This window comes from Pseudonocardia xinjiangensis (assembly GCF_012911925.1).
In the GTDB taxonomy this organism is placed as follows: Bacteria; Actinomycetota; Actinomycetes; order Mycobacteriales; family Pseudonocardiaceae; genus Pseudonocardia; species Pseudonocardia xinjiangensis.
On the sequence record NZ_JAAXKY010000039.1, the window covers coordinates 1 to 18,226 of the forward strand.

The window sequence follows — 18,226 nt, forward strand, 5'->3', positions numbered from 1 at the left end:
GGTCAGGTCCGACTGGCGGGCGATGGTGGCGGCCGCGCGGCGGACGCCGCAGACGTGGGTGCGGGGGACCAGGTCGTCGAGGAAGCCGTAGCGGCTCCGGAGCTCGGTGGCTCCGCGGTGGCCCGCGGCAGCCTGGGTCTCCACTCCCTGCCACCAGTCCCTGATGTCGCCCCAGCCGGGGGCGGCGAGCGAGCCGCCGAACTCGTGCACGGCGAGCGCGGCGGACACCCCGGCGAACAGCAGCCGGTGTTCGAGGGGCCAGCCCGCGATGGTGCCCAGCACCAGTGCGGCACCGAAGACGTCGCCCGCTCCGGTGGGGTCGAGGGCGTCGACCGGCAGCGCGGGGACCGAGGCCTCCTCGCCGGTGGCCGCGTCGATGGCCATCGCACCGTCGCCGCCGCAGGTGACCACGGCGAGCGGCACGTGCCCGGCGAGCTTGTACAGCGCGTCGCGGGGGCTGTCGGTGCGGGTGTAGCTCATGGCCTCCACGGCGTTCGGCATGAACGCGTCGCAGCCGGCGAGCGAGGAGAACAGGGCGGGGTCCCAGACGCCGGTGGGGTCCCAGCCCGCGTCGGCGAAGATCATCGCGCCGTTCTCCCGCGCGCGGGCCACCCAGGTGGGCAGGACGGGGTCGGCGGCACCGCCGCCGATGCTGGTGATCACCGCACGGGACGGCGGCGGCGTGCCGATCAGGGCGTCACCGGTGATCGGGATGCTGTGCGCGTGGGTGACCATGCTGCGGTCGCGCTGCACGGCCATCGAGACCGTGACGGGGGAGTGCCACCCCGCGAACTGCCGCGACGAGCTCAGGTCGACCCGCTCCTGCTCGGCGAGCGTGCGCCAGCAGAAGTCGGCGTAGACGTCGTCGCCGAAGCCTGCCGCGAGGCTGGTGCGCAGCCCGAGCCGGGAGGCGGCGACGGCCAGGTTGGCGATTCCGCCGGGGCACGACGCCATTCCCGCGGCCCAGACCTCGGTGCCCGCCTCGGGGAGTGCGGGCAGGCCGGTGAACACGATGTCGAGGAAGACCGTGCCGGACATGAACACGTCGACGGTGGGCCAGTTGCCGTCCCGGACGTCGACGAGGGGGTCCCACCAGACCGCTTCGTGCGGCGTGGTGAGCGGCCCGGCCGCAGATGCCTGCGGCTCGGGCAGCGCGTCGCGCGCTGCGCTGCTCACAGCGAACTCATCCCCCTCCAGAAAACCTGGCTCTTCGGATAGTGCCGTCCGCTCCTCGCACGTGGCAATGCGACCGCACCCGGGGTGTGGCTTCGCTCACTCGGATGGCAGGACGCCCTGCGTTACCGTCGGCGCGTGGTTCCGTCCCGGCAGGCGATCGCATGAGGCTCACCATCCTCGGCGGAGGCGGCTTCCGGGTGCCCCTGGTGTACGCCGCGCTGGCGGCGGGGGGTTCGCCGGTCACCGAGGTCGTCCTGCACGACGTGTCGGAGCCGCGGCTGGCCGCGATCCGCGCCGTGCTGGCCCAGCTGTCCGGTCCGGGAGCCCCGGCCGTGCGCACCACCACCCGTCTCGACGACGCACTGGACGGCGCCCGGTTCGTGTTCTCGGCGATCCGGGTGGACGGGGCGGCCGGGCGCACCGTGGACGAGCGTGTCGCGTTGGCCCACGGGGTGCTGGGTCAGGAGACCACCGGCGCGGGGGGCATCGCCTTCGGGCTGCGCACGGTGCCGGTGGCGATGCGCGTGGCGGAGCGGGTGGCCGACGTGGCGCCGCAGGCGTGGGTCATCAACTTCACCAACCCGGCCGGGATGATCACCGAGGCGATGCAGCGGGTGCTCGGTGAGCGGGTGGTGGGCATCTGCGACTCGCCCGTCGGACTCGCGCACCGGGCGGTGCGCGCAATCCAGGGGATGGGCGTCGACGCCGGCGACGACCTGAGCGTCGGCTATGTGGGCCTGAACCATCTCGGCTGGCTGCGGGTGCTGCGGGTGGACGGGGTCGACCGGCTCCCGGACCTGCTCGCCGACGACGCCGCGCTGCGGTCGATCGAGGAGGTCCGGCTCGTGGGCCCGGACTGGGCGCGCGCGATCGGGGCGCTGCCCAACGAGTACCTGTACTACTACTACTGCGCTCGGGAGGCCGTGGCGGCGATCCGGTCGGCCCCCCGCACCCGCGGCGAGTTCCTCCACGAGCAGCAGGCGCGCTTCTACGACACCGCGGCCGCCACCGACCCCGGCGACGCGCTGCTGCGGTGGAGGCAGGTGCGGGACGAGCGCGACGCCACGTACATGGCGGAGAGCCGCCGGGCGAGCGGGGCAGGCGAGCGGGAGGCCGCCGACATGGCGGTCGGGGGCTACCAGCAGGTGGCGCTGGAGCTGATGGCCGCCCTGTCCGGCGGGGCCGGCCGCACGCTGATCCTGAACGTCCGCAACGGCGCGACGGTGCCCGGGCTGCCGGCCGATGCGGTGGTGGAGGTGCCCTGCCTCGTCGGCCCGCACGGCGTCACACCGCTGGCCACCGACCCGTTGCCGGGGTCGATGCTCGGGCTCCTACAGCAGGTCAAGGCGGTGGAGCAGGACACCATCGAGGCCGCCGTCACGGGGTCGGCCGCGCTGGCGGTGCGGGCCTTCGCCGGGCACCCGCTGGTGGACTCCGTGGCCGTCGCCCGTGACCTCGTGGCCGCCTACCGCGCGGAGCTGCCCGGGGTGGCCGCGGTGCTCGGCGCCGGGGTCAGACCTTGAGGTCGCGACGCAGCTTGGCCACGTGCCCGGAGGCGCGCACGTTGTACAGGGCCTGCTCGATCTTCCCGTCCGGGTCGACCAGGAACGTCGAGCGGATCACGCCCGTGATGGTCTTGCCGTACATCTGCTTCTCCCCGTAGACGCCCCAGGCGGTGAGCACCTCCCGGTCGGGGTCGGACAGCAGGGGGAAGGTCAGGCCCTCCGCGTCGCGGAACTTCGCGAGCTTGGCCTGCTTGTCCGGCGAGATGCCGATGACCTCGAGCCCCGCGTCGCCGAGGTCGGCGAGGCTGTCGCGGAAGTCGCACGCCTGCTTGGTGCAGCCGGGGGTGCTCGCCGCGGGGTAGAAGTAGACGATGACCCGGCGTCCGCGGTAGTCCGACAGCGACACCGGCTTGCCGTCGGCGTCGGGAAGCGTGAAGTCCGGGGCGGCGTCGCCCACCGCCAGTCGAGTGCTCATGACGGCGATACTGGCACCACGGCCGGGGGGCGCCGCGCCGACCCGCCCGGCCGCTCCCACCGGCGGAGCACGCGTGATCTACGGTGACAGCTTCGTCGTGGCACCTTCGTCGTGACAGTGCGAACAGCAGTAGGAGGCATCGTGGCGCGCGACCCGGACACCATCCAGCGCGAGATCGAGCAGGCCAGGGACGCGCTCGCCGACAGCCTGGACGCACTGGGGGAGCGGGCCCACCCGAAGCGCCTGGTGGACGCCGGCCGGGAGAGCGTGCAGGAGCAGCTCACCGACCCGCGGATCCGCTACGGCCTCATGGCGGTGGGCGCGCTGATCGCCGTTGCGATGATCCGCCGCCTCTTCCGCTGACCGGGGCCGGGATCTAGTCGACCGCGGCCTCGGCCACCTGCATGCGGTAGCGGGTGACGATCCGGGCCGCCCCGAAGCCGACCACCGCCATCAGCCGGTCGCCGTCGAAGTAGCCGGCGACGGTGCCCCGCACGGGGCCGCCGTCGAAACCCGTGCCGTGCAGCTGTACGACGGCGTCGGCCAGCTCCGGGCGGCCGAGCAGCTGGATCTTGAGCCCGAACTGGTCGGACCAGAAGTAGGGCACGGTCGCAGGTGGTGGAGCGGCACCCAGGATGTCCCGCGCCGCCATCGCGGCCTGGTCCGAGGCGCTCGTCCAGTGCTCGTCCCGGTACCGCTCGCCGTGCACCGGGTCGTCCCACGCGGCGACGTCGCCCACGGCCCATGCCGCGTCGAGACCGTGGATCCGCCCGGTGGGCCCGCAGGCCAGCCCGTTGGAGAGGTCGATCCCGGTATCGGCCAGCCAGTCGACCCGCGGCACCCCGCCGATCCCGACCACGGCGGCGTCCGCGGAACGGGTCGTTCCGTCCGCCAGCTCCACCGCGACGCCCGGACCGGCCGGTTCGGTGAACCCGGTGAGTGCCACGCCGGTGTGCAGGTCGACCCCGCCCTCGGTGAACAGTCGCCCGGCGAGCGCCCCGACGTCGGGCCCCAGCGCGCGGGCGAGCACCACCGGCAGCCCCTCCAGCACGGTCACGGCTATCCCGCGCTGCACGGCCGCGGTGGCCACCTCCGCGCCGATGAACCCGCCGCCCACCACGAGCAGCGACTCGATCCTGGTCAGGGTGTCGCGCAGCGCGAGCGCGTCGTCCAGCGTCCGCAGGGTGTAGACGTGGGCGGGCTGGCCGGGCAGCGTCCTCGCCGCGAGCCCGGTGGCGATCACCACGGCGTCCCCGTGGAGCGTGGCGCCGTCGGACAGCTCCAGCTCGTGGCCGGGGGCTCCCCGGTCCCATCCGCTGCCGCCGTCGCCGGGCCGCAGCGCCACCGCCTCCATCCCCAGGTGCACGCGGACCCCCAGGTCCTCGAGCGTGTCGAGCTGGGCCAGCACGATCCGCTCCGGCTCCCAGTCGCCGGTGAGGATCTGTTTGGACAGCGGCGGCCGGTCGTAGGGGGCGTGCGGCTCCGCGCCCACGAGGCTGATCCGCCCCTGGAACCCTGCCGAACGGAGTTGCTCGACGGTGCGCAGGCCGGCGAGGCCCGCCCCGACGACCATCACGTGCTCAGGTTGACCGGTCATGATCTGCCCCCTCCGCAGAAACGATGCCGACGAACACGTCAGCTGACGCGGGTCTCGGGGTCCAGCCGGGTGCGGAGTCGGTCGAGGGTCTGGGCCAGCAACCGGGACACGTGCATCTGCGAGATCCCGACCCGGTCGGCGATCTGCGTCTGCGTCATGTTGCCGAAGAACCGCAGCAGGACGATGGTGCGCTCGCGTTCGGCGAGCTCGGACAGCACCGGACGCAGCGCCTGCCGGAAGTCGACGCGGTCCAGCTCGGCGTCGGCCTCGCCGACCAGCTCGCCGACGGTGGCGCTGCCCTGCTCGGACGAGAGCATCTCGTCCAGCGACGAGCTGCGGTAGGCCTCGGAGGCCTCCAGCCCCTCCAGCACGTCCGAGACCGGGACGCCGAGCAGCTCGGCGATCTCGGTGGGCTTCGGTGCACGACCGAGGTTCTGTGACAGCTCCGACACCGCGCCGTTGATCGACACGTGGAGGTCCTTGAGCCGGCGCGGCACGCGCATCGACCAGCCGAGGTCGCGGAAGTGCCTGCGGACCTCGCCGCTGATCGTGGGCACGGCGAAGGAGAAGAAGTCGCTGCCCCGCTCCGGGGAGTACCGGTCGATGGCGTTGATCAGACCGACGGTCGCCACCTGCACGAGGTCGTCGAGCGGCTCACCGCGGTTGGAGAAACGGCGGGCGATGTGCTGCGCCACCGGCAGGAATCCCCGCACGAGCTCCTCGCGCAGCGCCTCGCGTTCCGGGTGGTCCGGCTCCAGCGTCGAGTAGCGCTCGAGCAGGGGAGCGAGGTGGCCGTACTCGGGATCGGCCCTGGTCACCGGGGTAGATCGCCGGAGCGCTTGTCCAGGCGGATGCCGACCGTCGGCCCCGCTCCGCCGGTGCCCGGCTCGTGGGACACGGCGACGTCGTCGGCGAGGGTCTGCAGCACGCGCCAGCCGAACGTGTCGGTGGAGACCTCGGCATCGGGGTGCCCGGCCTGGACCACCGCCCGCACCTCGATGCGCTCGGAGCGCACCAGGAAGGTGCACTGCAGTGTCGACGACGGTGCGGCGACGTCGACGAGCGTTGCGCAGGCCTCGTCCACGGCCATCCGCAGGTCGGAGATGGCGTCGAGGTCGAAGTCCGCCCGCGCGGCCAGGTCGGAGGCGACGGCGCGGATCGTCGGGATCAGCGCGGCGCTGGCCGTCGTCCGCACCTCGACGGTCGAGGCCCCGTCGAGCGTTTCGGCGGGCGAGGGGCCGTCCAGGTCGGACACGCTGCCGGGTCTCCTTCCGGTCGTGCGGTGAACGTCGGTCATCTTGCTACCCGGGGTCTGGGGGATCAATCGTCGCCGCCGGTCGCGTCGTGCACGTTCTCGTGCATGTCGAAGAGCTGGTCGGTGCCGGTGATCTCCAACGGCCGCCGCACGGCCCGGGTGGCGGCGACCAGGCGCAGTCTCGCACTGCGCTCCTCCGCCCGGTGCGCGGCCTGGATGAGAACGGCCAGTCCGCTGGAGGCCAGGAACGTCACACCGCTGAGGTCGACGACGAGCGTGGGCTCGTGGCTGCTCATCAGTTCGTCCACCGCGGACGAGAACCGGGGGGCGGTGAGGGTGTCGACCTCGCCCTCCACCTCGAGGACGGCGGTGCCGGTGCGGGGCCGCGTGATTGTGGTGTCGAGGAACTCACTCGCGGTGTCGGAAGCGGTCGCTTCCGAGCCGGGTGGTGCGGGGTCGGGCATGTTCTCCACCTCCGGCGCCGGTCGGATGCTGCCCCGGTGCGGATCGGGCAGGACCCGTCCGGAGCTCCGGTGGAACCCCGGCGTCGAACGGTTGGGGTCGGGGCGTCGTCGGGTCGACCCTACCCCGGCGTCCGGGGGCGGCGGCACACCGCTCCACCGTCCGGTGGTGGGTGCGCACGATGCGCACCTACAGTGACGCGATGCATCCGCAGCAACCGGACGACGCCCTGCTCACCGCTCTGCGGGGTCGGCTGCGCAGCGAACAACGGCTGCTCGTGGCGTTCTCGGGCGGGGTCGACTCGGCACTCGTGGCCGCGGTGGCGGCCGAGGAGCTGGGGGAGCGGGCCGTGGCGGTCACGGCCGTCTCGGCCAGCCTGCCCCGCGCGGAGCGCGCGGCAGCGAAGGAGTTCGCCCGCGGCCGGGGCATGGCGCACGTGGAGGTGGACACCGACGAGCTCGACCGTCCCGAGTACGTCGCCAACTCCGGCGACCGCTGCTTCCACTGCAAGTCCGCGCTGTTCGACGCGCTCGCACCCCTCGCCGCGCTGTCGGGGGCGCGCATCGCGCTCGGCACGAACCTCGACGATCTGGGCGACCACCGGCCGGGCCAGCGGGCCGCCACCGCGCGCGGGGCGATCGCGCCGCTCGTCGACACCGGGTTCGGCAAGGCCGAGGTCCGCCGGGTGAGTGCGGCCATGGGGCTGGTCACCGCGGAGAAGCCGGCGGCGGCGTGTCTCTCCTCACGGGTGGCGTACGGGGAGCCGGTGACGCCCGGCCTGCTGCATCGCATCGAGCGGGCCGAGGTCGAGGTGCGGGCGCTGGGGTTCCCGGTCTGCCGGGTGCGGGCCCACAGCGGTGGCTCGGTCGCGAGGATCGAGGTTCCCGCCGACGAGGTGCCACGCGCCGCAGCGCTGCGTGCGGAGCTGGACGCGGCCGTCCGCACGGCCGGGTTCGAGTTCTGCGCGCTGGACCTGCAGGGGTTCGCGAGCGGCCGGATGAACGTCCTGCTCGGCATGCCGGCCCAGCCGGCCGTCATGCCGACCGGCCGATGACCGGCCGGCCATGACCGACGGTTTCGAGGATCTGGGCTACGCCAGGGCCGACACGGGCCGCGAACGGCGGCTCGGCCTGCCGGAGGTGGTCTACGGCCCCGGCAAGACGTCCGAGCAGATCATCGGCGTCGTGCGGTCCCTGCTCGCCGCCAACACCGGCCCGGTGCTCGTGACCAGGCTCTCCGACGAGGTCGCTGCTGCGGTCGGCGCCGCCGTTCCCGGTGGGCAGCACGACCCGGCCGCCCGCCTGCTCGTGTGGCGGCCCGCGCCGCGGCGCGCGTTCCGTGTGGTCGTCGTCTCCGCCGGCACCTCCGACGCGCCGGTGGCGGCCGAGGCGGCCGCGGTGGCCGGTGCCGTCGGCCTCGACGTTCGTGAGCTGCGTGACGTCGGCGTCGCCGGCATCCACCGGCTGCTGGCCGAGGTCGAGGTACTGGCCGGGGCCGACGCCGTGATCTGCATCGCCGGGATGGAGGGCGCCCTGCCGAGCGTGGTGGGCGGGCTCGTCGGCTGCCCGGTGATCGCCGTGCCCACCTCGGTGGGGTACGGGGCGACGTTCGAGGGCGTCACGCCGCTGCTCGCCATGCTCAGCTCCTGTGCTCCGGGTCTCGTCGTGGTGAACATCGACTCCGGGTTCGGTGCTGCGGTGGCCGCACACCGGATGGCGGGCTCCCGGTGATCCTCTGGCTCAACCCCGTCAGCGGCATCTCCGGTGACATGCTGCTCGGAGCCCTGCTGGACCTGGGTGCCCCGCTCGACGGGATCCGGGAGGCCGTGGCGCGAACCGGTCTCTCCGGCTGGAGCCTCGACGCCGAGCGGGTGACGCGCGGGGCCGTGGGCGCGACCAGGGCCGTGGTCACCGTCTCCGACGACGCCACCGACCGCAGCGCGGCCGCGCTGCTGGCGCACGTGGAGCGGGCCGGGACCCCGCTGGCCGAACGGGCCGTGCGGGCCGTCGCCGAGGTGGAGGCGGGGATCCACGACAGCGACCCCGCCGAGGTCCACCTGCACGAGATCGGTGGGCTGGACACCGTGGTCGACACGGTGGGTGTCGCGGCGGCGCTGCAGCTGCTCGACGTCACCGAGGTGCACTGCGGCCCGCTCGCCCTGGGGTCCGGCACCGTCTCCACCCGCCACGGCGTCCTGCCCGTCCCGGCGCCCGCCACGGTGGCGTTGCTCACCGCGGCGGGTGCGCAGGTGACCGGGGCGGGCACCGGCGAGACCGTGACGCCCACCGGCGCCGCCCTGCTGCTCGCGGCAGGGGCGCGGTTCGGGCCCGTGCCCACGATGGCGCTGCGGGCCGTGGGGTACGGCGCGGGCACGAGGAACCCACCCGAGCGCCCGAACGTCCTGCAGGCCGTGCTCGGCGCCGCCGAGGACGCCGCCACCCCGATGGTGCTGCTGGAGACGAACGTCGACGACGTCACCGGCGAGGTGCTCGGGCACCTGGTCGGTCAGCTGCTCGCCGCGGGCGCTGCGGACGCGTGGCTCTCGCCGATCGTGATGAAGAAGGGCCGTCCGGCGCACACCGTCCACGTGCTCACCACGCCGGAACGGGCGGCGGGCTGCGAGCGGATCGTGTTCGCCGAGACCGGGAGCCTCGGGCTGCGCCGCAGCCCGGTCGACCGGCTGGCCCTGCCCCGCAGCACGAGTACCGTGGACGTCGACGGGCAGCAGGTCCGGGTCAAGCACGGACCGTGGGGCGCCAAGCCGGAGCACGACGACGTCGCGGCGGCGGCCACCGCGCTCGGCCTGCCGCTCCGCGAGGTCGCGCGCCGGGCACGCGACGCCGTGGCGGAGTAGCGGCCGCGGTCCCGTTGACATCGGAAAGCGCTTGCACGTAGCTTCGAGGAGAAGCTGCCCCCCACCGACGGAGGTCATCGCCCGAGTGGCCACAGGCACCGTCCGTCAGCTGGCCGTCGTCGCCGACGACCTGACCGGTGCCGCCGACGCCGCGGCTCCCTTCGCCGCACGCGGGCTGGCCGTCTCCGTCGCACTGTCCGGCCCCCTGCCCGGGGACGCCGAGGTGCTCGCCCTGCTCACCGACAACCGCTGGCGTCCGGCGCCGGAGGCTGCGCAGCGGATGCGGGCCGCGGTCTCCCGCATCCGGGAGTGGGGTCCCGAGATGCTGTTCGTCAAGATCGACTCGACGTTGCGCGGGCGGGTGCTCGCCGACGTCGAGGTCGCGCTGGACGCCTGGGGCGGCGGCAGTGCGGTCGCCACCCCCGCCTTTCCCGCCCAGGGCCGCGCGGTCCGTGACGGTGCTCTCGTGGTCCACGGCGCGACCACCGTCGAACGGGTCGGGGACCACTTCCCGCCCGGGGTCCACGTGGCCGACGCCGAGCACGACGACCACCTGACGGACATCGCGCGCCGGATCGTCGAGGACGGGGCCGTCGCGGTCGGGTCGGGTGGGCTGTCCCGTGCGCTCGCCGCCCTGCTCGGCCACCCGGGCCGTCCGCCACAGCGCGGCGGCCCGGTCACGGGCGTGCTGCTCGTGGTCGGCACGGCGCACCCGGTCACCAGGTCCCAGACGACCTGCGTCCTCGAGGACGGGGCCGAGTTCGTCGTGATCGGCGACACGGGCCGCTCCCCGGTCGAGACGGCGGCCGCCGCATTGCGGGCCGGCCGGCGGGTCGTGCTGACCAGCGAGGTCCCCGGCGAGGTCGAACCGGACAGCCCCCAGGCGGTGGCACTGGGCGTCGACCTGGCGAAGGCCGCGGCGGACGTACTCGCCGCGGCGCCGTCCGCCGGGCTGGTCCTCACCGGCGGCGCCACCGCCCTCGGCGTGGCGACGGCACTCGGAGCGGGCGAACTGCGCCTGTTGTCCGAGGTGACGGCGGGGCTGCCGAAGGGTGAGATGGTGGTGGGGGACCGCCGGATCCCGACGGTCACCAAATCCGGCGGGTTCGGTGCGAACGATGCGCTGTGCCGCGCCGCGGAGGCACTGGAGGACAACTCATGACACCGCTGCTCGGCCTGACCGTCGGGGATCCGGCAGGAATCGGACCCGAAGTCACCCTGAAGGCCGCGGGTGACCCGCGGATCGCCGATGTGAGGCTCGTCGCGATCGGGAGCCTCGAGGCTCTGCGCGCGGCCGCCGCCGTGGTGGCCGACGCTCCCGCACTGCACGCGGTGGCCACTCCGGCGGAGGCGCGCTTCGAGCCGGGGACGCTCGACGTGATCGCGGTTCCGTCCGACGTCGCCGTCCCCGTGGGGAAGCTCTCCGCCGAGGCGGGCCAGATCGCGTTCGAGGGTGTCGAGCGCGCGGTCGCGCTGGCGCTGGCCGGTGAGATCGACGGCATCGTCACCGCACCCCTGAACAAGGAGGCCATCGCGCTCGCCGGGCACCCCTACCCCGGCCACACGGAGATCCTCGCCGACCTCACCGGCACCACCGACTTCGCGATGATGCTCACCGCGCTGAAGCTGCGGGTCGTGCACGTCACCACGCACGTCGGGATCCGGCAGATGCTCGAGCGCGTCACCACCGAGCGCGTGCTGACCACGATCCGGCTCGCCGACCGCGCGCTGCGTGACATGGGCATCGACGAGCCGTCCGTCGGGGTCGCGGGCCTCAACCCGCACGCAGGCGAGGGCGGCCTGTTCGGTGACGAGGAGGCGCAGGTCATCATCCCGGCCATCGAGCAGGCGAAGGCCGAGGGGATCGCCGCCAGCGGCCCGTGGCCAGCCGACACGCTGTTCGGGCGCGCCGTCGCGGGCGACTTCGACGTGGCGATCGCGATGTTCCACGACCAGGGCCACATCGCCGTGAAGGTCCTCGGCTTCGAGACCGGCGTGAACGCCACGATCGGGCTGCCGATCGTGCGCACGAGCGTCGACCACGGCACGGCCTTCGACATCGCCGGCACCGGGCGGGCGAGCGCGGACAGCCTCGTCGAGGCCATCACGGTCGGGGCGGCGATGGCGAAGGCGCGCGCCGCCGCCCGTACCTGAGGGGAGAGAGCCGTGTCCGCTGACCTGGGCCCGTTCGAGGCGGTGCGCCCCCTGCACTTCGATGCGCCCTTCCCGCGGCTGCTGCCCGTCCGGCAGGACTTCGACGCCACGCGCGTCGAGGACGTGGCGGCGGCCACCGCCTCCGCGCTGGAGCCGCTGCGGGCCCGGGTCACCCCCGGCATGACGGTGGCGATCACCGCCGGGAGCCGCGGCATCCACGACAAGCGCGAGGTGGTCCGCGCTGCGGGGGAGTGGCTGCGCGCAGCCGGTGCCGAGCCGTTCGTCGTGCCCGCGATGGGCTCGCACGGCGGTGCCACGGCCGAGGGCCAGGTGGAGATGCTGGCCGACCTCGGGATGACCGAGGAGACGCTCGGCATGCCGATCCGCGCCACGATGGAGACGGTCGAGCTGGACCGCCTGCCCGGCGGCCCGGCGGTGCACCTCGACGCCAACGCGGCCAAGGCCGACGGCATCCTCGCGGTCAACCGGGTGAAGGCGCACACCGACTTCTCGGCCGAGATCGAGAGCGGCCTCGCGAAGATCATCGCCATCGGGCTGGGGAAGCAGCGCGGTGCCGAGGGCATCCACCGGTTCGGTCCGGCGAACCTGGGTGTCTGGGTCCCGCAGGTGGCCGGCCGGATCATCGAGACGGGCAAGGTGCTCGGCGGGCTGGCCATCATCGAGAACGCCGGTGACCGGGCGGCCCGGATCGAGCTGCTCGACGCCCGGGACATCGGCGGTCCGGCGGAAACGGCGCTGCTGGCCGACGCCAAGCGGCGGATGGCGACGCTGCCCTTCGACGAGATCGACGTAGCCGTGGTCGACCTGATGGGGAAGAACTTCTCCGGGTCCGGCATGGACACCAACGTGATCGGGCGGATGATGATCCGCGGCAGCGCCGAGTTCGAGCGGCCGCGCATCAGCAACATCGCGGTGCTGGACGTGAGCGACGCCTCCCACGGCAACGCCGTCGGGCTCGGGCTCGCCGACTTCGTCCCGTTCCGGCTCCTGGAGCGGCTCGACCTGCGCAGCGTCTACATCAACGCGATGACCTCAGGGCTCGGCGGTCCGCAGCGCGCCCAGATCCCGATGGCGATGCCGGACGACCGCAGCACCATCGCCGCCGCGATCCTCACCTGCGGGCGCCCCGACTTCGAGGGCGTCACGCTGGTGCGGATGCGCAACACGCTGGACCTGGAGCACCTGTGGGTGTCGGAGTCGCTGCGTGACCAGGTGCTGGACCACCCGGGCCTGAAGATCACGGGCGACGCCGTGCCCATGGCCTTCGACTCCGACGGGCGGCTGCTGTCCGGGACCCATGCCCCGACCTCCACCGCCCCGACCACCACCGGAGAGAGCTGATGACCGTGGCAGAACCCTACGAGGATGTCGGGTCCGCCGAGGAGATCGGCGTGCGGCTGCACGCCGCCGACAACGTCGTGGTCGCCTACCGCGACCTCGACGAGGGGACGGCCGCGGCCGGTCTCACGCTGCGCCAGGCCGTGCCAAGGGGGCACAAGGTCGCCACCGCCGCCATCCCGGTGGGCGAGCCCGTCCGCAAGTACAACCAGATCATCGGGTTCGCCACGGTCGCGATCGAGCCCGGTGACCACGTGCACACGCACAACGTCGAGTTCAAGGCGTTCGAGCGCGACTACGCCGTCGGCGCCGACGTCACGCCGACGGAGCTGGTGCCCGACGAGGAGCGGGCCACCTTCCAGGGCATTGTGCGGGCAGACGGCCGCGTCGCGACCCGCAACTACCTGGGCATCCTCACCTCGGTGAACTGCTCGGCCACCACGGCCAAGCTCATCGCCGACCAGTTCCGCAGGCCCGGGCTGCTCGACGACTTCCCGAACGTCGATGGCGTCGTGGCGCTGACCCACGGCACCGGGTGCGGGATGGCCGCCGACGGCGAAGGCCTCGCCGTCCTCCAGCGCACGCTCACCGGCTACGCCGAGCACCCGAACTTCGCGGGCTTCCTGATGCTCGGGCTGGGCTGCGAGGTCAACCAGATCTCCGCCGTCGCCGACGAGTGGACCATCCACCCCGCCACGCCCGTGCGCACGATGACGATCCAGGAGCAGGGCGGCACCGCTGCCACCGTGCGGGCCGGCACCAAGGCGCTGCTCGAGATGCTCCCGGCCGCCAACGAGGTGAGCCGCACCACGGTCCCGGCGAGCGAGCTCGTGCTCGGCCTCAACTGCGGTGGTTCGGACGCCTACTCCGGCATCACCGCGAACCCGGCGCTGGGTGCCGCCGTCGACCTGCTGGTGCGCCACGGCGGCACCGCGGTGCTCGGGGAGACGCCGGAGATCTACGGCGCCGAGCACCTGCTGACCCGCCGGGCCGTGAGCCCGGAGGTCGCCGACCGGCTCGTCGAGCGGATCCGGTGGTGGGAGCGCTACACCGCCGCCAACAACGGGTCGATGGACAACAACCCCTCGCCGGGCAACAAGGCAGGCGGCCTCACCACGATCCTGGAGAAGTCGCTCGGCGCCGTGGCGAAGGGCGGGACGACCAACCTGACGGCCGTGTACGGCTACGCCGAGAAGGTCACCGACCGGGGTTTCACGTTCATGGACACGCCCGGCTACGACCCCGTCTCGGTCACCGGCATCGTCGCGGGCGGCGCCACGGTCATGTGCTTCACCACCGGACGCGGCTCGGTGCTGGGCTGCAAGCCCACCCCCAGCCTGAAGCTCGCCACGAACACCGAGATGTACGAGCGGATGGCCGAGGACATGGACCTCAACTGCGGGGTGATCGTGGACGGCTCGGCGTCGGTGCAGGAGGTGGGCCGGGAGCTGTTCCAGCTCATCCTCGACACGGCGTCCGGGCGCCGGACGCGCAGCGAGGAGCTGGGCTTCGGCCAGGAGGAGTTCGTGCCGTGGCAGCTCGGGGCGGTCATGTGATGGGGGACGGAATGCTCGACTTCGGTGACCAGGTCGTGCTCGTCACGGGCGCCAGCAGCGGGATCGGCGCGGCCGTGGCCGAGGGCTTCGCCGGCCTCGGCGCGCGGGTGGTGGTGCACTACCACCGCAACCGCGAGGGGGCGGAGAAGGTCGTGAGCGCGATCCAGGAGGCAGGGGGCACGGCCACCAGCGCGGCGGCGGACCTCGCGGAGCCCGCCGCGGCGGCGGCCCTCGTGGACGGCGTCGTCTCCCGGCACGGCCGGTTGGACGTGCTGGTGAACAACGCGGGCGACCTCCTGCACCGCATCCCCATCACCGACATGTCCGACGAGGACTTCGCCCGCGTGATGGACATCAACCTGACGTCGGTCTTCGCCACGAGCCGCCAGGCCATCCCGGTGATGCGCGGTCAGGGCGCCGGCTCGATCGTCAACGTCACGTCGGTGGCCGCGCGCACGGGCGGCGCAGGCGGGTCGGTCGCGTACGCCACGTCCAAGGGCGCGGTCAGCACCTTCACCCGCGGCCTCGCCAAGGAGCTCGCCACCGACGGCATCCGCGTCAACGCGGTGGCGCCGGGCATCATCACCACCCCGTTCCACGAGCGGCACACCTCGGACGCCCAGATGGACGCCATGGTCAGCGGCATCCCGATGGGGCGTCCCGGACGGCCCGACGAGTGCGTCGGCGCGGTGCTGTTCCTCTCCTCGCCCGCGATGAGCGGCTACATCACCGGCCAGGTGCTCGAGATCAACGGCGGCCAGCTCACCCCCTGAGGACGATCGGAGCCCTGCATGAACGGCGACGAGCCGCGGCGTCTGCGTAGCCAGGCGTGGTTCGACAACCCGGACAACCCGGGGATGACAGCGCTGTACATCGAGCGGTACATGAACTGGGGGCTGACCCGGGAGGAGCTGCAGTCCGGCCGGCCGATCATCGGCATCGCCCAGACCGGCTCGGACCTGTCGCCCTGCAACCGCCACCACCTCGTGCTGGCCGACCGGGTGCGCGAGGGCATCCGCGAGATGGGCGGCATCGCGTTCGAGTTCCCCGTGCACCCCATCCAGGAGACCGGCAAGCGCCCCACGGCGGCGCTCGACCGCAACCTGGCCTACCTCGGGCTGGTCGAGGTGCTCTACGGCTACCCGCTGGACGGGGTGGTGCTGACCACCGGCTGCGACAAGACCACGCCGGCGTGCCTGATGGCGGCGGCCACGGTGAACATCCCGGCGATCGTGCTGTCCGGCGGCCCGATGCTCAACGGCTGGTACAACGGCGAGCGCACCGGCTCGGGCACGATCGTCTGGAAGGCCAGGGAGATGCTGGCCGCCGGGGAGATCGACGAGGCCGAGTTCGTGGAGCTCGTGGCGTCCTCGGCGCCCTCGCCGGGGCACTGCAACACGATGGGCACCGCGTCCACGATGAACGCGCTGGCCGAGTCGCTCGGGATGAGCCTTCCCGGGTGTGCGGCGATCCCGGCCCCCCACCGCGACCGCGCCCGCATCGCCCACGCCACCGGGCGGCGGATCGTCGAGATGGTGCACGAGGACCTCAAGCCGTCGGACATCCTCACGCGGGAGGCCTTCGAGAACGCCATCGTCGTCAACTCCGCGATCGGCGGCTCCACCAACGCGCCCATCCACATCACCGCGATCGCGCGACACGTGGGCGTCCCCCTGGCGATGGAGGAGTGGCAGCGGATCGGGCTCACCGTGCCGCTGATCGTCGACCTGCAGCCGGCGGGCAAGTACCTCGGCGAGGAGTTCCACCGCGCCGGTGGCGTTCCTGCCGTGGTCAACGAGCTGATGGCCCACGGCCTCATCCGCGAGGGCGCCCGCACCGTGAACGGGGCGACGATCGGGGAGAACTGCCGCGCCACCGTCGCCACCGACCGCGAGGTGATCCGCACCTTCGACCACGCGCTGGTCGACGACGCCGGCTTCCTCGTGCTGAGCGGCAACCTCTTCGACTGCGCGATCATGAAGACGAGCGTGATCTCGGCGGAGTTCCGGGAGCGCTACCTGAGCGACCCGGACCACCCCAACATCCTGCAGGGCCGCGCCATCGTCTTCGACGGCTCGGAGGACTACCACGCCCGCATCGACGACCCCGACCTCGAGATCGACGAGGACTGCCTGCTGGTCATCCGGGGTGGGGGTCCGCTGGGTCATCCGGGCTCGGCCGAGGTGGTCAACATGCAGCCGCCTGCCGCGATGATCAAGCGGGGGGTGCACTCGCTCCCGTGCATCGGTGACGGCCGCCAGTCGGGCACCTCGGGCTCGCCGTCGATCCTCAACGCCTCACCGGAGGCCGCGGCAGGCGGCGGCCTGGCGGTGCTGCGCACCGGCGACACCGTGCGCATCGACCTCGACAAGGGCACGGCCGACATCCTCATCGACGCCGGGGAGCTGGCGGAGCGCCGCCGTCAGCTGGCGGAGGCCGGCGGCTACCCGATCCCTCCGTCGCAGACTCCGTGGCAGGAGATCCAGCGCTCGATGGTCGACCAGCTGTCGGGCGGCATGGTGCTCAAGCCCGCGGTGGCCTACCAGCGGGTGGCCCAGACCATGGGCGTGCCCCGCGACAACCACTGACGGGCGACCGGGCTCCCGCCGTGCCTGCGGCGGGAGCCCGGTCGGTGGGTCAGCCTGCGCGCTTGCTGAGCGCCACCAGGTAGCGCACCGGCTCCCGCGTCCGGTTGGCGTACGTGCAGGGGGCAGGCGGTCCGAGCTGCAGGCAGTCGCCCGCGGCGAGCCCGTGCTCCGTGTCGCCCTCCCGGAACACGAGCAGGCCCTCCAGCACCCAGATCTGCTGGTGCCGGAAGGCGTAGGTGTCGGCGCCGAAGGAGACCTCGGCTCCCGCGGGGAGCTCGACCTCCACCAGCTCGAGCGGCCCCCCGCTCACCGGTGACACCGCTCGGCGCCGGTAGCCGGTCTCCGGATCGGTCCACGTCGGCTGCTCCGCCGCTCTCGCGAGCCGCCGCTCGCCGCCCTCCGCCCTGGCGACCAGCTCGGAGAGCGTCATCCCCAGCGCCGCCGACAGGCGTCCGAGCAGCGCGGCGGTCGGTTGCGCCTCGGCGCGTTCGACCTTGCCGATCATCGCCCGTGAGACGCCGGACCGCTCCGCGAGAGCGTTGACCGAGAGGGCGCGTTCGCGGCGGGCGGCGGCGAGGGTGGCCGCGAGGGACGCGGACAGGGGGTCGCTCACGGCTGCCACTATAGGGAACCTTCCGCCTACTATGATCGCCATGACAGCTGTGGCTACCGTGATCCGGGACGCCTGCGAGTCCGACGCCGAGGCGTGCGCGGCGATCTACGCCCCGTACGTGACCGACACCGCGGTCTCGTTCGAGGACCATCCGCCGGAACCGGCGGTGATGGCCCGGCGCATCGCCGACGCCGTGCGCACCCACGCCTGGCTCGTGCTGGAGGAGCAGGGCCAGGTGGTCGGCTACGCCTACGGCGGCCCGTTCCGGTCGCGCGCGGCGTACGACTGGTCGTGCGAGGTCAGCGTCTACCTGGAGCGCGGCAGGCGGCGCACCGGCGGGGGACGGGTCCTCTACGAGGCGCTGCTCGCGCGGCTGGCCGGGCGGGGGTTCCGCACCGTCGTCGCCGGCATGACCCTGCCCAACGACGCGAGCGTCGGCCTGCACCGCGCGATGGGGTTCGAGGAGGCCGGGACCTTCCGCCGCCTCGGCTGGAAGCACGGCAGGTGGCACGACGTCGCCTTCGTCCAGCGCGCCATCGGCGCCGACGAGGGTCCGCCGGCCGCGCTCAGCTGACTGCGCGCAGCCGATGTCCATCCGTGGTGCGGATGGTGCATTGACCCGACCAGCCGTT

General features: G+C 73.3%; 19 protein-coding genes. 12 read left to right on the forward strand and 7 right to left on the reverse strand.

Going from position 1 to position 18,226, the window contains the following annotated elements; translation table 11 throughout:
• Positions 1-1,176: PfkB family carbohydrate kinase (locus HF577_RS14120; RefSeq protein WP_312859126.1), on the reverse strand; the 1,176-nt coding region annotated here is incomplete at its 3' end.
• A gap of 161 nt (positions 1,177-1,337) precedes the next feature.
• Between HF577_RS14120 and HF577_RS14125 the strand changes: the two genes are divergently transcribed.
• Positions 1,338-2,699, forward strand: a complete 1,362-nt coding sequence (locus HF577_RS14125; RefSeq protein ID WP_169396293.1) for a 6-phospho-beta-glucosidase — start codon at positions 1,338-1,340, stop codon at positions 2,697-2,699.
• Here the strand turns inward: HF577_RS14125 and bcp are convergent.
• Complete coding sequence (gene bcp / locus HF577_RS14130) at positions 2,689-3,156, reverse strand: thioredoxin-dependent thiol peroxidase (RefSeq protein WP_169396294.1); 468 nt, start codon at positions 3,154-3,156, stop codon at positions 2,689-2,691. The two genes, HF577_RS14125 and bcp, sit on opposite strands and share 11 nt — an antisense overlap.
• A 141-nt stretch (positions 3,157-3,297) precedes the next feature.
• On the opposite strand from bcp, the gene HF577_RS14135 reads away from it, so the two are divergent.
• Positions 3,298-3,519, forward strand: a complete 222-nt coding sequence (locus tag HF577_RS14135; protein WP_169396295.1) for a DUF3618 domain-containing protein — start codon at positions 3,298-3,300, stop codon at positions 3,517-3,519.
• A 13-nt stretch (positions 3,520-3,532) separates the two neighbouring features.
• Here HF577_RS14135 and HF577_RS14140 read toward each other — a convergent pair whose 3' ends face one another.
• The 4 genes from HF577_RS14140 to HF577_RS14155 all read right to left on the reverse strand — a co-directional run bounded on the left by HF577_RS14140 (position 3,533) and on the right by HF577_RS14155 (position 6,472).
• Positions 3,533-4,753, reverse strand: coding sequence for an NAD(P)/FAD-dependent oxidoreductase (locus HF577_RS14140; RefSeq protein WP_169396296.1), 1,221 nt, complete (start codon positions 4,751-4,753; stop codon positions 3,533-3,535).
• Between the two features lie 38 nt (positions 4,754-4,791).
• Positions 4,792-5,571, reverse strand: a complete 780-nt coding sequence (locus HF577_RS14145; RefSeq protein ID WP_169396297.1) for a SigB/SigF/SigG family RNA polymerase sigma factor — start codon at positions 5,569-5,571, stop codon at positions 4,792-4,794.
• Positions 5,568-6,008: an ATP-binding protein gene (locus tag HF577_RS14150; protein ID WP_312859127.1), complete on the reverse strand. Its 441-nt coding sequence runs from the start codon at positions 6,006-6,008 to the stop codon at positions 5,568-5,570. Before HF577_RS14150 ends, HF577_RS14145 begins: the two co-directional genes overlap by 4 nt.
• A 65-nt stretch (positions 6,009-6,073) precedes the next feature.
• Positions 6,074-6,472 (reverse strand): STAS domain-containing protein, encoded by a 399-nt coding sequence (locus HF577_RS14155; RefSeq protein ID WP_169396299.1) that lies wholly within the window; start codon positions 6,470-6,472, stop codon positions 6,074-6,076.
• Positions 6,473-6,651: 179 nt separating this feature from the next.
• On the opposite strand from HF577_RS14155, the gene larE reads away from it, so the two are divergent.
• The 9 genes from larE (at position 6,652) to HF577_RS14200 (ending at position 16,981) form a co-directional block, all read left to right on the forward strand.
• The gene (larE, locus tag HF577_RS14160; RefSeq protein ID WP_246266351.1) at positions 6,652-7,524 is read left to right on the forward strand and encodes an ATP-dependent sacrificial sulfur transferase LarE; all 873 of its coding nucleotides are present in this window, start codon (positions 6,652-6,654) and stop codon (positions 7,522-7,524) included.
• Positions 7,525-7,534: 10 nt separating this feature from the next.
• The gene (gene larB / locus HF577_RS14165) at positions 7,535-8,200 is read left to right on the forward strand and encodes a nickel pincer cofactor biosynthesis protein LarB (protein ID WP_169396300.1); all 666 of its coding nucleotides are present in this window, start codon (positions 7,535-7,537) and stop codon (positions 8,198-8,200) included.
• Entirely contained in the window at positions 8,197-9,324 is a 1,128-nt protein-coding gene (gene larC / locus HF577_RS14170; RefSeq protein ID WP_169396301.1) for a nickel pincer cofactor biosynthesis protein LarC, read from the forward strand. Before larB ends, larC begins: the two co-directional genes overlap by 4 nt.
• Before the next feature lie 85 nt (positions 9,325-9,409).
• The gene (locus HF577_RS14175) at positions 9,410-10,486 is read left to right on the forward strand and encodes a four-carbon acid sugar kinase family protein (RefSeq protein WP_169396302.1); all 1,077 of its coding nucleotides are present in this window, start codon (positions 9,410-9,412) and stop codon (positions 10,484-10,486) included.
• Positions 10,483-11,478 (forward strand): 4-hydroxythreonine-4-phosphate dehydrogenase PdxA, encoded by a 996-nt coding sequence (pdxA, locus tag HF577_RS14180; protein WP_169396303.1) that lies wholly within the window; start codon positions 10,483-10,485, stop codon positions 11,476-11,478. Before HF577_RS14175 ends, pdxA begins: the two co-directional genes overlap by 4 nt.
• A 12-nt stretch (positions 11,479-11,490) precedes the next feature.
• The gene (locus HF577_RS14185; RefSeq protein ID WP_169396304.1) at positions 11,491-12,840 is read left to right on the forward strand and encodes a nickel pincer cofactor-dependent isomerase, group 22; all 1,350 of its coding nucleotides are present in this window, start codon (positions 11,491-11,493) and stop codon (positions 12,838-12,840) included.
• Entirely contained in the window at positions 12,840-14,393 is a 1,554-nt protein-coding gene (locus HF577_RS14190) for a UxaA family hydrolase (protein ID WP_169396305.1), read from the forward strand. Before HF577_RS14185 ends, HF577_RS14190 begins: the two co-directional genes overlap by 1 nt.
• Positions 14,369-15,166 (forward strand): SDR family NAD(P)-dependent oxidoreductase, encoded by a 798-nt coding sequence (locus tag HF577_RS14195; protein ID WP_211174259.1) that lies wholly within the window; start codon positions 14,369-14,371, stop codon positions 15,164-15,166. Before HF577_RS14190 ends, HF577_RS14195 begins: the two co-directional genes overlap by 25 nt.
• An 18-nt stretch (positions 15,167-15,184) precedes the next feature.
• The gene (locus tag HF577_RS14200) at positions 15,185-16,981 is read left to right on the forward strand and encodes an IlvD/Edd family dehydratase (RefSeq protein ID WP_169396306.1); all 1,797 of its coding nucleotides are present in this window, start codon (positions 15,185-15,187) and stop codon (positions 16,979-16,981) included.
• A gap of 49 nt (positions 16,982-17,030) precedes the next feature.
• On the opposite strand, the gene HF577_RS14205 is transcribed toward HF577_RS14200, so the two are convergent.
• Entirely contained in the window at positions 17,031-17,594 is a 564-nt protein-coding gene (locus tag HF577_RS14205) for a helix-turn-helix domain-containing protein (RefSeq protein WP_169396307.1), read from the reverse strand.
• Positions 17,595-17,634: 40 nt separating this feature from the next.
• On the opposite strand from HF577_RS14205, the gene HF577_RS14210 reads away from it, so the two are divergent.
• Positions 17,635-18,168: a GNAT family N-acetyltransferase gene (locus HF577_RS14210; protein ID WP_169396308.1), complete on the forward strand. Its 534-nt coding sequence runs from the start codon at positions 17,635-17,637 to the stop codon at positions 18,166-18,168.
• The last annotated feature ends 58 nt before the right edge of the window (positions 18,169-18,226 follow it).

Excerpts from the sequence above, each read along its gene's own strand:
- HF577_RS14125 (WP_169396293.1), top strand. The coding sequence starts at position 1,338 with ATGAGGCTCACCATCCTCGGCGGAGGCGGCTTCCGGGTGCCCCTGGTG.
- bcp (WP_169396294.1), bottom strand. The coding sequence starts at position 3,156 with ATGAGCACTCGACTGGCGGTGGGCGACGCCGCCCCGGACTTCACGCTT.
- HF577_RS14140 (WP_169396296.1), bottom strand. The coding sequence starts at position 4,753 with ATGACCGGTCAACCTGAGCACGTGATGGTCGTCGGGGCGGGCCTCGCC.
- HF577_RS14155 (WP_169396299.1), bottom strand. The coding sequence starts at position 6,472 with ATGCCCGACCCCGCACCACCCGGCTCGGAAGCGACCGCTTCCGACACC.
- larE (WP_246266351.1), top strand. The coding sequence starts at position 6,652 with ATGCGCACCTACAGTGACGCGATGCATCCGCAGCAACCGGACGACGCC.
- larB (WP_169396300.1), top strand. The coding sequence starts at position 7,535 with ATGACCGACGGTTTCGAGGATCTGGGCTACGCCAGGGCCGACACGGGC.
- pdxA (WP_169396303.1), top strand. The coding sequence starts at position 10,483 with ATGACACCGCTGCTCGGCCTGACCGTCGGGGATCCGGCAGGAATCGGA.
- HF577_RS14190 (WP_169396305.1), top strand. The coding sequence starts at position 12,840 with ATGACCGTGGCAGAACCCTACGAGGATGTCGGGTCCGCCGAGGAGATC.
- HF577_RS14200 (WP_169396306.1), top strand. The coding sequence starts at position 15,185 with ATGAACGGCGACGAGCCGCGGCGTCTGCGTAGCCAGGCGTGGTTCGAC.
- HF577_RS14210 (WP_169396308.1), top strand. The coding sequence starts at position 17,635 with ATGACAGCTGTGGCTACCGTGATCCGGGACGCCTGCGAGTCCGACGCC.